Genomic DNA, 13,603 nt, shown 5'->3' on the forward strand with positions numbered 1-13,603 from the left:
TTATGTCATTTCAACTGGTGGAGTTACCAAATAACATCGTCTTCATTGTGGGTGGGGTATTAGGCTGGCTAATTGTTCTTATTCTCGTATCACGACAGTACTTGAAGCAGCAGGAGAAACCTGCATATTGGAGAGTCATTCTCGTTGTCTTGGTCGGAATGTTCTCATTCACAATAAATCTGAACCTAATGGATGTTCCTACGAAATTATCCATACTTCCTCTTGGTGTGTGGATATTAGTAGGGGTTTTGTCTAAAAAGTCATGGCAAACGTATCGAACATTTGCTTGGATAGGGTTTTGGGCTAACTTTATTTTCTTAGGTACAGCGTTAATGTCTGGGTTCATGGATAACTGGGTTTATCCCAAGGAGGATGCATCGACGTATATTGCAGACCTTGAGAATGCCTATATTGTAGCTATTCATCCGTCTGCGCTTCAAGTGGCTCTCAATAAGGAGCGATTCCAAGACCAGCTAAGGAATGTTCAATCTGCTGATGTTATGGGGATGGAGTGGTCCCGGGAGTCCATTATGGAATCTGAGTCGTATTATCAGAAGGAGCATTTCCCATATGCTTTATTAGGGACACTCCCAAGATGGGGAAGCGGTCTAGATTCTACTATTTATATTCAAGATGATGGTAGAGGGTTGTTAATTACAACATCTACTCAGAGCTATTACTATCGTTCTAAGGAACCGCTTATAAATATGGGGGTCCGTAATGATGAATAAGAAACTGGTGATGGTCCCAATTCTGCTCGTTATAATAGCTTTCCTTATTTATTTGTTCTTTTACGGGAAGCCACAACCTTTCCCAGACAACACTCAGGCGATTAAAGCTATGAATAGGTTATACGCAGAGGCGAATGTCAGAATAATCACAGATGTTATTCCTCTAGATAGCAGACATGTATTTGTTCCTTTTATTTCTGAAGATAATCATTATGGGATGAGCTTCTGGGTATGGGATCGATTTCAATGGAAGCCGGGAAGGATCGATACAAGGGGAGAGTCATATATCTGGAAAATAAACGAGCGGGATGCTTCTACGCATTACATCGTATGGAATATGGACCCACAAGATGAAGTAAGTGAAATTAAGTATTATCTTATTGGAGAGAGAGATTTTCATAGTAGTGAAGATGTCGAGACGTATAGCTCGCGCATTCAAATGGATTTGACGATAACCACACAGGATAAGAAATATGGCGTACTTCCTTTCCCTAAGGATTGGGTAGAGCTCATTAATAGCAATCTTCGCTTAAGTGAAGCTAATCAACCAGCGTCGCTCTTTCAAATGAATCGGCCATCTTCATCGTTGTATATTGGCTGGATACCTTATGATCATCAAGGAAAGGTAAGCTTCCCCGATAACACCGTAAATGGAAGTAGCTTCGACAGTGGTGGTATCAACTTAGATTTTGTGCGAATTCTAAATGAGTCCGAACTGGAACTCCCTAAATGATAAATAAATAAATGGATAGCATCCTCAGATATTCTCTGAGGGTGCTATCCATTGTTGTCATAGTGATAAATATCTTAATCTTCTAGAAATACTAGTCCCACAAATTCATCCAAAGTAAGATTACCGAAGTAGTGTTTCATATCGAGATTAGACAAGGCCTCACGCACTTCAGCTTCTTCATAACGCTTATCATGTAGTGCATTTTCGATATCTATAACATCACCAACGCCGAAGAAATCACCATAAATCTTTATGTCATGGATTCTACCTTCGTTAATGTTCATACGAAGATCAATAATGCCGACTGGGAACTTCTTGGAATGTTTAACATTAGATTCAGGAGAAATCCCATAATTCCAATCCCAGTTCTGATAGTGTTCCTTGGATATCTGATTGATTTGTTCCCAGTCCGCTTCTGTTAAGCGGTATTGTGGAACATCTTGCACATCCATTCCAAATATAGAACGAAGGAGCTCAGCACGGAACTCTTCAATTGTCATCGAGCCTTCCATAAGTTCGCTGATGTTAGCGACGCGACTCCGAACGGACTTGGTGCTCTTTGACTTGAACTTCTCTGGATTGACGTTAAGAGACGATTGGACATTATCTAAGTTGAGGTTGAACATGAGTGTACCATGGCTAAACATCCGTCCACGAGTTGAGAATTGGGCATTACCAGAAATTTTCTTCTCTCCAACTTGTAAGTCATTGCGACCACTGAGTTCAGCGTTTACGCCCATTTTTTGAAGAGCATCTATGACAGGTTGGGTAAATTTCAAGAAATTATGGAATGATTGTCCATCATCTTTGGTAATAAAGCTGAAATTAAGGTTACCTAGATCATGATAGACGGCACCTCCACCAGACAAACGGCGTACGATTTGTACATCATTTTCTTTACAATACTCTTGGTTGATCTCTTCAATGGTATTCTGATGTTTACCAATGATAATGGATGGATGATTAATATAGAAAAGCAAATAACTATCGTCCATAGGAAGGTGCTTTAGCGCAAATTCCTCTATTGCGAGGTTTATAGCAGGATCATGGATCCCTTGGTTATCAATGAAAAGCATGGTATACTCCTCCGTTACTATAATACTTATGGTGACATGACATCTACACGTAATTGTAAACTAATTATTGCTTAGAAACAAAAAGACTTTTGAATTGACCCAAAGGAAGAACCCACGTAATAATGAAAGTATTGTAATGGAGAACTTTAAGACAGAGGGGTCATTAGAATGTTAGAACGTTACGGACACGGAGGAGATTTGGAAAGTGCGGCCAAGGCATATGGAAGAGAAGAGAGATCATTCCTTGATTTCAGTGCCAACATCAATCCACTGGGTCCACCTGAACATGTGCTAAAGCAATTAGAGGGTGCCCTATCGTCTATTATCCGTTATCCTGATCCAGGCCATCGACAATTTAAATATATCCTTGGACAAAAGTTGGGTATCGACGAAGACAACATTTGTGTAGGAAATGGTGCAGCAGAGTGTATGTCGCTTATTTTACTTGGACTTGATCTACAGAAGGTGGGTATTATTGAACCTTGTTTCTCTGAATATCGGCAGTTGTCGGAACAATTCAATGTGGAAGTACGCTCGATACGTGGTAGAGAGGATAGGGATTGGAAAGCAGCAGTTGAGGAAATAGGAGAATTGCTACAACAGGTGGATCTGTTATTTATTGGACAGCCTAACAATCCGAATGGGGTTCAGTACTCGCTTCGAGAGCTAGATATACTAGCTGAGATGGCTGAGCAATGGCAAACGTATCTGGTTGTAGATGAAGCTTTTATTGACTTCATTCCGCAACAACAGCAAGCTTCTTTGTTGTCAGAACTTGATAAATATCCTCGTACTATACTGGTGAGGTCTATGACCAAGTTCTATGCGATACCAGGTCTGCGATTAGGGTACACATTGGCACATCCAGATGTCATTAGATCGATGACAGGTAAGCAAGTGACGTGGAGTGTGAATGGACTGGCTTTGTTGGCGGGCGAGGCAGCACTTCATAGTGGTGAAGAATTCGAGCGCAGTACATTAGAGTTGATATCTAATGAGCGAGTAGTGCTCGTTCAAGTGCTTACCAACTTAGGATGTAAAGTAAGTCCTGGAGAAGCTAATTTCTTGCTCGTAGAGTTACCGGCTTCATGGCGATCGATTGATATGCAGCGAGAACTTGGACTGCGGGGGATATTAATTCGTAGTTGTGCAATGTACCCTGGTTTGGGGGAGGGCCATATTCGAATTGCGGTCAAAGGAACGGACGCGAATCAGGTGTTTCTGAAAGAGATACAGCAAGTATTAGAGAAGAGACTTTAGTATAAGAATGAGTTTTTGAACCTCTATAAGAATAGGAGATCAATGATGACAACACCATTTTTGAATGGGGATAATAACCCATATAACTCTTTAGTGTGGCCGGGTCTGACACTAACCCGACAAGAACGCCATTTACTACTTCAATCCCCTTCACCAATAGATAGCCTCAGCAGTTCTATACATGGTGGAGGTATGAGCAAGATAGATCGAATTGCGAATATTTATGTGGATCGGTTCTATGAATGCAGTCATCCGGAAAAGGATGTGGAAAAGTTATTCCAGGAGTGGGGTTATCCTCTGGAATCGACTGCTGGATTGTTGACGGCGGTTCGGTTGGCGTATACTTCCGTGTCTGAAGAGGACGGGGAGGATGCTTCTGTGTTCTGTTGTACAACGGCAGGGGTCTCGAATGGTGCACGTGCTGGATCTGAGCGAACCACGTTCCCAGTCTATCAACCCGGCACGATTAATATCATGCTCATGATTGACGCTAGAATGACGCAAGCGGCTATGGTGAATGCTGTTATTACTGCGGTGGAAGCAAAGACGGCTGCGTTAGCTGATCTGGGCATTCGTGATGCAGAGAATGGGTTGGTGGCTACAGGAACTACGACGGATGCTATTGTGTTAGGTGTCAGTCAATCCGCAACGTATCCTATTCAACATCGATATTGTGGTACGGCGACGGATCTTGGAGCTGCTATCGGACGCGTAGTATATGGAACGGTGATAGAGAGCTTGGGGGCGGCAGGAGTGAGTAAGTTATGATGGGATGGGCAATATTCATCCTATGGGCTGCCTACTTATTAGATCTTATCATTGGCGATCCACGTTGGCTTCCCCACCCTGTGATAGGCATGGGTAATGGTATTAAGCGGTTAGAGAAGATAATTCGTAAGTATGTCTCTCGTCCTGCAAAATTGAAACAAGCCGGAATTCTATTCCCAGTTCTTATCGTTGGAGGGGCGTACCTTATAACATGGGCAGTGTTGCGAGGGTTGTATCTGATTCATCCGTGGCTTGCAACGGGAGTGGAGATCTTCCTGATTGCTACGACCATTGCTACGAAAGGGCTTAAGGATGCAGGCATGGAAGTGTATAGTCATCTTAACCGTGGCGATTTACCTGCTGCCAGACTATCTCTTGGTATGATTGTTGGTAGAGATACAGCACACTTAGACGAGCCTGAAATTGTTCGTGGAACGGTTGAGACCGTCGCAGAAAATATTGTAGATGCCATTGTATCTCCCTTGTTCTTTGCACTTATTGGAGGAGCTCCACTCGCTATGGCTTACCGTGCTGTAAATACGCTAGATTCCATGGTTGGTTATAAGAATGACAAGTACATAAACCTAGGATGGGCTTCCGCTCGACTTGATGACATAGCTAACTTTATTCCAGCTCGAATAACAGCCCTTTTACTGGTCGTTAGTAGTTGGATTATGCGTCTGGATTACAAGAAATCTTATCGTACCATAAGACATGATGCTCGGCTTCATCCGAGTCCAAATAGCGGATTTCCTGAGTCGGCAGTAGCTGGCGCTTTAGGCATTCGCCTCGGGGGGGAGAATGTGTACCATGGTGTGGTATCCTTTCGTGCTTATATGGGAGAGTTCTCTCGTCCAATGACAAAGGGAGATATTCAGTCAACCGTAAGATTAATGCTAATGGCATCGTTATTATTCTTAATGGTGTGTACGCTTGCCCTTTGGATGATGGGCGGAACTTTATGGAGTTAGAACTCGTGTGTATTCGTCATGGCAGAACACAGTGGAATAAGGATAAACGTTATCTAGGACATACAGACATGGGTATCCTTCCAGAGTCCTTAACAGAGCTCATGCCCGTGAAAGAAGAACTTGAAGGAAGAAAGTTTCATCAGGTGTTCTGTAGTGATTTGAAAAGATGTAAGGAGACGTTAGCGTACATCTATCCTATTTCGCCAGATAGGGTGGTCTTTGACCGGCGTTTGCGAGAAATGGATTTCGGTGACTGGGAGGGGCAGACTTACGATCAGCTAAAGGATATTAGCATTTATCGAGATTGGTTGGACAACCCCGAATCCGTGGTGCCACCAAGAGGAGAGTCATGGGGGGATTTTCAGCAGAGACTTAATTACTTTATGGACAGTCTAGTTCGTGTCAATGAGGAAGATAATCATGATAATGTTGTGTCTTCCGTGCTGCTTGTTACGCATGGTGGGGTCATTAGACAACTTGCATCGATGATGATTCGAAGCTCGAAGTTCTGGGATTACGCTGTTGATCCAGGAAGTATATTAACTTTGAAGCTTACATTTCATGACGGGAAATGGAAAGGATGTTTGTGAACGACCATATGCGGAATGCTATTAATTGGATTGTAAGCTGACTCCTTTTAACCTATAATTTTGAATAGAGAAGCAAAACTTGTCCTTAAATGAATATCATAAACTTGTGAGGTCTAGAAATTAGAAGTGCAAATCGTTACTTCTATGCCTAGTTAAAAGGGAATCCGGTGTAATTCCGGTACGGTCCCGCCACTGTGAAACAGGGATATTCTCAATGTACCACTGTTCTGCGTCAAGCAGGATGGGAAGGTGAGAATGTTAGCTAACCTGTCAGTCAGGAGACCTGCCTTATGAGAAGTACGACGGTCCTTCGAGGAAAGGATTACGTTTGGCTTGTGGAAGTGCCTGTGATTCAATTCATTGTGGTACATAGCCTGCAGACACTTCTGGGTAATTACCATGAATTCTGCATTGACGTAATCCCTGATTCTTGTCTGAACAAGAGGATCAGGCTTTTTTTGTTGTGTAAGCATAGACTTCGTATAGACAATTCAATGGATGAACAAGGGAAGCATCTCGCATGTAATGAAGAAATTAGAAGATAGAGGAGAGAGAAATGACAATGAAACAAATATGGAAGAATTGGACTACGGGTGCATTAGCGATCATGTTAGTACTTTCGCTCGCAGCTTGTGGCGTTAATAATGAACCGAAGCAAGGAGCAGAGCCAGCACCAACGGAACAGGTGACGCCACCTGTTGAAGAGGCAAGTGTAGCAACGGTGTATCCTCTAACTGTGAAGGATGCGACAGGTGAATCAATTACTTTTAAAGAAGCACCGAAGAAGATCGTATCTATCTCTCCAGCAGAGACAGAAAGCTTGTTTGCATTAGGATTGGATGAACAGGTTGTTGGCGTATCTGATTACGATGATTATCCAGTAGCAGCGACAACCAAACCGAAAATGGGTGGTTTGTATAACCCTAACGAGGAAGCCATTATTGCGGCACAACCTGATCTCGTACTAACAGGTATCTCAATGAGTGTAGAGGCTGCGAAACATCTGCGTGATCTAGGAATTACGATCTACAAGACAGATCCGAAATCGGTGGATGAGGTCATTTCAAATATTGAAGTATTCGGTCAGATTACAGATCATCAAGCCGAAGCGAAGACGGTTGTGGACAAAATGAAACAAGAACGAGATGAAGTGACAGAAGCCGTTAAATCACTTACACCTGAACAGAAAAAGAAAGTATATATTGAATTTTCTCTGGGCTGGACGGTAGGTAGTGGTGAGTTTATGGATGAGTTAATTAATCTCGCTGGTGGCGTTAACGTAGCGGCAGGTACGGCAGGGTGGTATGAAATCAGCGAAGAAAAAATCATAAATGATAATCCTGATGTGATTCTGTTCTCAAAGAATGTAATTGATGACAAGTCAAAGAAGAAGTTAGACGAGCTTATTAAAGCACGTAGTGGATGGGATCAAATAAATGCTGTTAAGAATAATGCTATTTATGGATTAGAGGATAACCTAGTTAGTCGCCCGGGACCACGTGTGACAGAAGGTCTTAAAGAAATTGCAAGTGCGATCTATCCTGAACTTGTGAAGCCATGAGTAAGAAGCTAGCTGGGTATGGAGGACTTGGGATAATCTTGCTTATCGCAAGCTTCCTACTCTGTCTGGGAATAGGTGCCGTGGAGCTCCCGGTGATGGATATCGTAAGGATTCTATTGCATCAGATACCATGGGCTGGGGATGCTATTACGCCAACATGGAATCCTGCATTTGAACAAATATTGATGAAAGTAAGGTTGCCTCGAATTGTACTAGGTATGCTGGTCGGAGCAGCTCTTGCGGTTGCTGGTTCTGGATTTCAAGGGGTGCTTCGTAATCCTTTAGCTGATCCATATACTTTAGGCGTATCTTCAGGTGCATCCGTTGGAGCTGCGGTTCTTATATTCTTTGGAATTCAGTATTCATTGGTGGGTGCGTGGACACTTCCGTTGGTTGCTTTTTTTACAGGGATATTGACGCTCTGGGGCGTATTGTCTTTGGCACGTGACGGAGGGAAGATCCCAACCAACAGTCTGATCTTGTCGGGTGTGGTTATGCAATCATTCCTAGGTGCAATTGTATCCTTCTTAACGGCGATGTCGAAGCAGACCATTAATGAGATTTTGTTCTGGACGATGGGAGGACTCAGCTTCCGCGGTTGGTCATATACGTTAATGTTATTGCCTTATGTCCTGATTGGGTTCATGGTGATATGGAGTTGCGCACGTTCCTTGAATTTATTAGCTCTCGGAGAACGTCAGGCAGCACATATGGGGCTTAATGTGGAGAGACTTAAGCTAATCACATTAATCGTGTCTACCTTGCTAACCGCAGCAGCCGTATCTGTCTCGGGTGTAATTGGATTTGTAGGCCTCGTTACGCCACATATTGTTCGATTGATTGCTGGACCTGACTATCGACTCATCGTTCCATTATCGGCAATTGGAGGAGCAATCTTTACCTTGTGGTGTGACACGATTGCCCGTTCCCTCCTAGCTCCTATTGAGATTCCTCTTGGCGTGGTTACAGCATTTCTAGGTGCACCTTTCTTTGCGTATTTGTTGTATCGTAATAAGAAACAAAGGATTGGTGGTAAGGTATGATCGAGGTGAACAAGGTATCTAAAAGGTACGGAGAACTTTCCGCACTTCGTGATGTGTCCTGTTCCATCCAAGAAGGTGAATGGTGGGGCATTATTGGTCCTAATGGCAGTGGTAAATCAACGCTTCTCCAATTAATCTCTGGTGTGGACAAGATAACAACAGGTGAACTTCAGATTCGAGGCCATCATGTCTCGAAGTACAGCCGTCGAGAACTATCTCAGATGTTAGCTGTCCTTCAGCAGGATGGCCTTCCTGCGATTAATTATCCCGTGAGAGATATTATAGAAATGGGGAGATTCCCATTTCAAGACTGGATCGGAAGAGACCGTGGTGAGAATGCGGATACCATTATTGAGGACATCATGGATAAGTTACAGTTACAGGAACTGGGAGACCGTCCTTTAGATGAACTTAGTGGTGGACAACGGCAACGCGTTGCATTGGGCAAAGTGATGGCACAAGAACCTCAAATTTTATTGTTGGATGAACCAACGACGTTTCTAGATATCTATTATCAACTTCAGTTCATGGAATTGGTTGCTAGCTGGCGCAAAGAGACTGGAATCACGGTTATTGCGGTCCTTCATGATTTGAATTTGGCAGCTCAATTCTGTGATAAACTCTTAGTACTGCAAGAAGGGGAAGTTGTTGGAATAGGGACACCAGATGAGATCTTAACGGAGGACAATATCCGACGAGTATACAAAGTCGATCCTGCCGTTGTACAACATCCAGTTAGCGGGGTTCCACAAGTACTTTTATCCCGAAATTAAAATGTATATAGAAAAGAACGTTATAAAAGGAGCAATGATATATGAATCATGAAATTATGGAACGTATTGGGGAGATTCGTGGTCTTGATCAAGCTGCGATTCAGGCAGCGAAATTACATATAAGTAATCTTACTGTTCCTCCGGGCAGTCTCGGTAAATTGGAGGCTATGGCGATACAGCTTGCTGGTATTACAGGAGTCGTAAAGCCTTCTTTTGACCGCAGAGAAGTCATTATTATGGCAGGAGATCATGGTGTGTGTGAAGAGGGCATTAGTGCATTTCCACAAGAAGTTACGCCTCAAATGATTCATAATTTCCTTGCTGGCGGTGCAGCGGTTAACGTTCTTTCCCGACAGGCAGGTGCGGAAGTTGTATGTGTGGATATCGGCGTGAATAGTGAGTTGTCCCATCCTGATCTTATATCGCGGAAAATCCGGTATGGTACGGCGAATATGGCGCAAGGACCTGCCATGACTTATGAGGAAGCAATGGAGTCCATTCTTGTTGGTGTCAAGGTAGTCGAAGATGCTGTACAACGTGGCGTACAATTATTTATAACGGGCGAAATGGGTATCGGGAATACAACGGCAAGTTCTGCTGTGATTTGTGCACTTTCATCGATAAGTGTTCGGGATGCAGTTGGAAGAGGGACCGGAATAGATGATTCACGCTTACTGCATAAGATCAGTGTTGTTGAACAGGCATTAAAAGTTAATGCTCCTGATCCGCTTAATCCAATGGATGTGCTAGCTAAGGTAGGTGGTCTTGAGATTGGTGGGTTAGTTGGTGTCATTCTTGGATCCGCAATAAACGGTTGCCCCGTTATTATAGATGGATTTATTTCAAGTGCAGCCGCATTAATTGCCAAAGCGATCTGTCCAACAGCCGCTGATTACATGATTGTGTCACATGCTTCGCATGAACAAGGACATCGACTGTTGTTACAAGAGTTGGGTCTTCGTCCTGTATTGGAATTAGACCTGCGTATAGGTGAAGGTACAGGCGGCGTATTGTGTTTACATCTTGTGGATGCAGCTTGCCGTATTGTCAACGAAATGGCAACCTTCGAGAGTGCAGGCGTGTCAGGTGAAACAAAGGAACAGACGAAATGATCACACTTGTCACAGGTGGAGCACGAAGCGGGAAGAGTAGCTTTGCTGAGAAGCTATGTATGTCGAAGTCACAAGAAGCTGTATATGTTGCTACGGCTCAAGCTTTCGATGATGAGATGAGGGAGCGTATTGCTCTTCATCAGCTTCAAAGAATTCAAGCCAACTATCCATGGCGTAATGTGGAAGAACCTTTCCAACTCGTGAAACTTCTGAACGAGTGGCGTGAGACCAGTGTAATCGAGGGAGATAATGCTCCTACGATTCTGGTGGACTGCCTTACGTTATGGTTATCAAATATCCTTCTATCGTATGAGGGACAGAATGATATGCAGGAGAAAGTCAAGGCTGAGATTCTTCGTTTTGTAGAACAGGTGCAACAGTACCCAGGGCATTTGATCATGGTAACGAATGAAGTTGGAGATGGCATTGTACCAGAATATGCGCTAGGAAGAATATTTCGCGACTTAGCAGGGTTCATGAATCAGGCTATAGCGAGAAGTAGTGCTGAAGTTTTCCTAGTAACGGTGGGCATTCCTATTGAATTGAAGAGTAGGGAGTATAGATTATGATGAAGTGGGGACAAGCGGCTGCGGCCGCTTTTCAATTTCTATCACGTTTTCCTGTGAATGTAAGTCTTGATTATTCACCTACGCTTTTTCGGCAAAGTGTGAAATTCTATCCGCTCGTTGGTGCAGCTATTGGCCTCGTGGTGTGGGCAGGAGCTGCTGGATTTGCTTATTTACTACCAGCTCTACCTGCAGCGGTGCTAACCCTTATTCTCTGGGTTGGGCTCACAGGTGGACTTCATTTAGATGGCTGGATGGACACAGCGGATGGCGTCTTAAGTTATCGTTCTCGTGAGCAGATGCTAGACATTATGAAAGATAGCCGTGTTGGAGCTATGGGTGTGCTTGCGTGTGTGTTGCTCCTCATACTGAAGCTCTCTTTAATCTATTCGTTGTTAATAGACGGTTTTAACTACTCAGGACTTCTACTCCTTCCATTGATTTGGAGTCGTTGGTTCATGGTTCATGCGATGTCTTCATGGCCTATGGCACGTGGAAAAGATGGGTTGGCTGGTGGGAACTTTCATGGGTTAAGTAGAGGACAAGTATGGGGAACTTTTCTATTAGCGACCTTGTTATCAGGAGTTGCAGTAGCCATATTACCTTTATTGCGCACGGACAGCGTGGTATGGACTACCGCACTTCTTGGCTTCATTACGCTTCCTCTGGCATCATGGGCTGCTGGAACCTGGATGGCACGGAAGCTAAACACTACATTAGGTGGGTTAACAGGGGATACCTATGGCGCTCTCAACGAATTTGTTGAAGTTGTAGCATTACTTACGCTAGTTCTGCTACTCAATCATATGTAAAAGGGGATCACATCATATGGAGAAATCCAAATCACACGTTAGTAAGAAAGATTTCATTGGAGCCGTATTAATGTTGCAAGGGACTGCCTCAGATGTAGGCAAGAGTATCGTGACCACGGCATTATGCCGTATTTTTACGCAAGATGGATATGGTACAGCTCCTTATAAATCGCAAAATATGGCTCTAAATTCATATGTAACAGAGGATGGAAAAGAGATTGGCCGTGCACAAGGCGTACAGGCCGAAGCTTGCGGAATCAAGGCTACGACAGATATGAATCCAATACTCATTAAGCCAGTGAAAGACATGTTCTCCCAGATCGTTGTTCACGGTGAACCTTATCAACAGATGAGTGCGTCCGATTATCGTGAACACTTCTTACCAAGAGCGAAAGATACCGTGATGGATGCTTTGAATCGATTACGAGATCAGTACGATATCGTCGTAATGGAAGGTGCAGGGAGCCCAGCAGAGATTAATCTAAAGAACAACGACATCGTCAATATGAATTTAGCAGGTTGGGCGGATGCGCCAGTATTGTTAATCGCCGATATTGATCGGGGCGGTGTATTTGCCTTTATCGTCGGAACGTTAGAACTATTAGAATCTCATGAGCGGCAAAGAGTGAAGGGATTCATCATTAACAAATTCCGTGGGGATATTAAGCTACTTGAGCCAGGGCTTACCTGGCTTACCGAACGTACAGGAATTCCAGTACTCGGTGTGTTGCCTTTTATTGAAGAACTCAAGATTGAAGCTGAGGATTCCGTTGTGTTAGATACATTACGTCACAAGGTTGCGAATCATCGTGACATTGATATCGCGGTCATTCAATATCCGAGAATATCTAACTTTACGGATTTTGATCCCTTACGTGAGGAGAAGGACGTATCCGTCAGATACGTGAAATCTGCTTCAGAGTTGGGATCGCCTGATGTGATTATTCTGCCGGGAACAAAGGATACGATCGGGGATTTAGAATATCTTCGTATGCAGGGATTAGATGATGGCATAGCAGGAGCTATAGAGTCGGAGACACAGCAGCTCGTTGGCATATGTGGAGGGTACCAAATGTTAGGCGAGATGTTGATTGATCCTTTTTCTGTGGAGGCTAGTGAATCTCGTAGTGCTGAAGGACTTGCTTATCTTCCAGTGACTACGACCTTTTTGAAAGAAAAAACAACGGTGCGTGTGCATGGAACTCTTGCGTTAGGGCATTCGCTTAGGCTTGAAGCGAAACAGGAAGTTACCTCGATTGAAGGTTATGAGATTCATATGGGGGAAACCGATTGCTCGAATAAGAACAATGTGACACCACTATTTCAAATAGAGCGAATAACAGGGGAACATGTACACGAAGGTTGGGGAACGTTAGATGGGGCCACGTGGGGGACGTATCTTCATGGTGTATTTCATAATGATACCTTGCGCAGGTCTTGGCTTGATGGCATTCGTGTAAAAAAAGGATTAAAACCATTTCGTCAGACATATAGTTCTAACATGCTAAAGGAACAGGAATTTGATCGGATTGCTGAAGTGGTTCGAAATCATGTTGATATGGAACAGATTTACGCTATTATGGGCATCAAATAAGTGATTCTAAAAT

15 protein-coding genes and 1 riboswitch are annotated in these 13,603 nt (G+C 43.6%); of the genes, 14 read left to right on the forward strand and 1 reads right to left on the reverse strand.

The window, feature by feature from the left end; genetic code table 11:
- Positions 1–2 precede the first annotated feature (2 nt).
- Complete coding sequence (locus BW961_RS06780; protein ID WP_068582544.1) at positions 3–731, forward strand: hypothetical protein; 729 nt, start codon at positions 3–5, stop codon at positions 729–731.
- Complete coding sequence (locus tag BW961_RS06785; RefSeq protein WP_068582547.1) at positions 721–1,464, forward strand: hypothetical protein; 744 nt, start codon at positions 721–723, stop codon at positions 1,462–1,464. Before BW961_RS06780 ends, BW961_RS06785 begins: the two co-directional genes overlap by 11 nt.
- 74 nt (positions 1,465–1,538) lie before the next feature.
- Here the strand turns inward: BW961_RS06785 and lplA are convergent, their stop codons facing one another.
- The gene (gene lplA / locus BW961_RS06790) at positions 1,539–2,540 is read right to left on the reverse strand and encodes a lipoate--protein ligase (RefSeq protein WP_068582550.1); all 1,002 of its coding nucleotides are present in this window, start codon (positions 2,538–2,540) and stop codon (positions 1,539–1,541) included.
- Between the two features lie 168 nt (positions 2,541–2,708).
- On the opposite strand from lplA, the gene BW961_RS06795 reads away from it, so the two are divergent.
- From BW961_RS06795 to BW961_RS06845, 12 genes are all read left to right on the forward strand, one after another.
- Positions 2,709–3,800, forward strand: coding sequence for a threonine-phosphate decarboxylase (locus tag BW961_RS06795; protein WP_068582553.1), 1,092 nt, complete (start codon positions 2,709–2,711; stop codon positions 3,798–3,800).
- 42 nt (positions 3,801–3,842) lie between these two features.
- Positions 3,843–4,568 carry an adenosylcobinamide amidohydrolase gene (locus BW961_RS06800; RefSeq protein WP_326112141.1) on the forward strand — a complete coding sequence of 242 codons (726 nt, stop codon included), beginning with the start codon at positions 3,843–3,845 and terminating at the stop codon, positions 4,566–4,568.
- Positions 4,565–5,539 carry an adenosylcobinamide-phosphate synthase CbiB gene (gene cbiB, locus BW961_RS06805; RefSeq protein WP_394327605.1) on the forward strand — a complete coding sequence of 325 codons (975 nt, stop codon included), beginning with the start codon at positions 4,565–4,567 and terminating at the stop codon, positions 5,537–5,539. The genes BW961_RS06800 and cbiB overlap by 4 nt, the downstream gene beginning before the upstream one ends.
- Positions 5,530–6,129 (forward strand): histidine phosphatase family protein, encoded by a 600-nt coding sequence (locus BW961_RS06810; protein ID WP_068582559.1) that lies wholly within the window; start codon positions 5,530–5,532, stop codon positions 6,127–6,129. Before cbiB ends, BW961_RS06810 begins: the two co-directional genes overlap by 10 nt.
- Positions 6,130–6,221: 92 nt before the next feature.
- Positions 6,222–6,434: riboswitch (cobalamin riboswitch) on the forward strand.
- Positions 6,420–6,674, forward strand: coding sequence for a hypothetical protein (locus tag BW961_RS30345; protein WP_156510105.1), 255 nt, complete (start codon positions 6,420–6,422; stop codon positions 6,672–6,674). (Overlaps the previous riboswitch by 15 nt.)
- 11 nt (positions 6,675–6,685) lie before the next feature.
- Positions 6,686–7,690, forward strand: a complete 1,005-nt coding sequence (locus BW961_RS06815; protein ID WP_068582562.1) for an ABC transporter substrate-binding protein — start codon at positions 6,686–6,688, stop codon at positions 7,688–7,690.
- The gene (locus BW961_RS06820) at positions 7,687–8,733 is read left to right on the forward strand and encodes a FecCD family ABC transporter permease (protein WP_068582565.1); all 1,047 of its coding nucleotides are present in this window, start codon (positions 7,687–7,689) and stop codon (positions 8,731–8,733) included. The genes BW961_RS06815 and BW961_RS06820 overlap by 4 nt, the downstream gene beginning before the upstream one ends.
- Positions 8,730–9,506, forward strand: coding sequence for an ABC transporter ATP-binding protein (locus tag BW961_RS06825; RefSeq protein WP_068582568.1), 777 nt, complete (start codon positions 8,730–8,732; stop codon positions 9,504–9,506). Before BW961_RS06820 ends, BW961_RS06825 begins: the two co-directional genes overlap by 4 nt.
- Positions 9,507–9,547: 41 nt before the next feature.
- The gene (gene cobT, locus BW961_RS06830) at positions 9,548–10,618 is read left to right on the forward strand and encodes a nicotinate-nucleotide--dimethylbenzimidazole phosphoribosyltransferase (protein ID WP_068582571.1); all 1,071 of its coding nucleotides are present in this window, start codon (positions 9,548–9,550) and stop codon (positions 10,616–10,618) included.
- On the forward strand, positions 10,615–11,187 hold the full coding sequence (gene cobU, locus BW961_RS06835; protein ID WP_068582574.1) for a bifunctional adenosylcobinamide kinase/adenosylcobinamide-phosphate guanylyltransferase: 573 nt from the start codon (positions 10,615–10,617) through the stop codon (positions 11,185–11,187). The genes cobT and cobU overlap by 4 nt, the downstream gene beginning before the upstream one ends.
- Positions 11,184–11,996, forward strand: a complete 813-nt coding sequence (cobS, locus tag BW961_RS06840) for an adenosylcobinamide-GDP ribazoletransferase (RefSeq protein ID WP_068582578.1) — start codon at positions 11,184–11,186, stop codon at positions 11,994–11,996. Before cobU ends, cobS begins: the two co-directional genes overlap by 4 nt.
- Before the next feature lie 16 nt (positions 11,997–12,012).
- The gene (locus BW961_RS06845) at positions 12,013–13,590 is read left to right on the forward strand and encodes a cobyric acid synthase (RefSeq protein WP_068582582.1); all 1,578 of its coding nucleotides are present in this window, start codon (positions 12,013–12,015) and stop codon (positions 13,588–13,590) included.
- Positions 13,591–13,603 lie beyond the last annotated feature (13 nt).

Origin of the sequence: Paenibacillus macquariensis, from assembly GCF_900156375.1 — a bacterium.
Lineage (GTDB): Bacteria > Bacillota > Bacilli > Paenibacillales > Paenibacillaceae > Paenibacillus_AQ > Paenibacillus_AQ macquariensis.

Excerpts from the sequence above, each read along its gene's own strand:
- BW961_RS06780 (WP_068582544.1), top strand. The coding sequence starts at position 3 with ATGTCATTTCAACTGGTGGAGTTACCAAATAACATCGTCTTCATTGTG.
- BW961_RS06820 (WP_068582565.1), top strand. The coding sequence starts at position 7,687 with ATGAGTAAGAAGCTAGCTGGGTATGGAGGACTTGGGATAATCTTGCTT.
- BW961_RS06845 (WP_068582582.1), top strand. The coding sequence starts at position 12,013 with ATGGAGAAATCCAAATCACACGTTAGTAAGAAAGATTTCATTGGAGCC.
- lplA (WP_068582550.1), bottom strand. The coding sequence starts at position 2,540 with ATGCTTTTCATTGATAACCAAGGGATCCATGATCCTGCTATAAACCTC.
- BW961_RS06810 (WP_068582559.1), top strand. The coding sequence starts at position 5,530 with ATGGAGTTAGAACTCGTGTGTATTCGTCATGGCAGAACACAGTGGAAT.
- BW961_RS06785 (WP_068582547.1), top strand. The coding sequence starts at position 721 with ATGATGAATAAGAAACTGGTGATGGTCCCAATTCTGCTCGTTATAATA.
- BW961_RS06800 (WP_326112141.1), top strand. The coding sequence starts at position 3,843 with ATGATGACAACACCATTTTTGAATGGGGATAATAACCCATATAACTCT.
- BW961_RS30345 (WP_156510105.1), top strand. The coding sequence starts at position 6,420 with ATGAGAAGTACGACGGTCCTTCGAGGAAAGGATTACGTTTGGCTTGTG.
- cobT (WP_068582571.1), top strand. The coding sequence starts at position 9,548 with ATGAATCATGAAATTATGGAACGTATTGGGGAGATTCGTGGTCTTGAT.
- BW961_RS06815 (WP_068582562.1), top strand. The coding sequence starts at position 6,686 with ATGACAATGAAACAAATATGGAAGAATTGGACTACGGGTGCATTAGCG.
- BW961_RS06825 (WP_068582568.1), top strand. The coding sequence starts at position 8,730 with ATGATCGAGGTGAACAAGGTATCTAAAAGGTACGGAGAACTTTCCGCA.
- cobS (WP_068582578.1), top strand. The coding sequence starts at position 11,184 with ATGATGAAGTGGGGACAAGCGGCTGCGGCCGCTTTTCAATTTCTATCA.
- BW961_RS06795 (WP_068582553.1), top strand. The coding sequence starts at position 2,709 with ATGTTAGAACGTTACGGACACGGAGGAGATTTGGAAAGTGCGGCCAAG.
- cobU (WP_068582574.1), top strand. The coding sequence starts at position 10,615 with ATGATCACACTTGTCACAGGTGGAGCACGAAGCGGGAAGAGTAGCTTT.
- cbiB (WP_394327605.1), top strand. The coding sequence starts at position 4,565 with ATGATGGGATGGGCAATATTCATCCTATGGGCTGCCTACTTATTAGAT.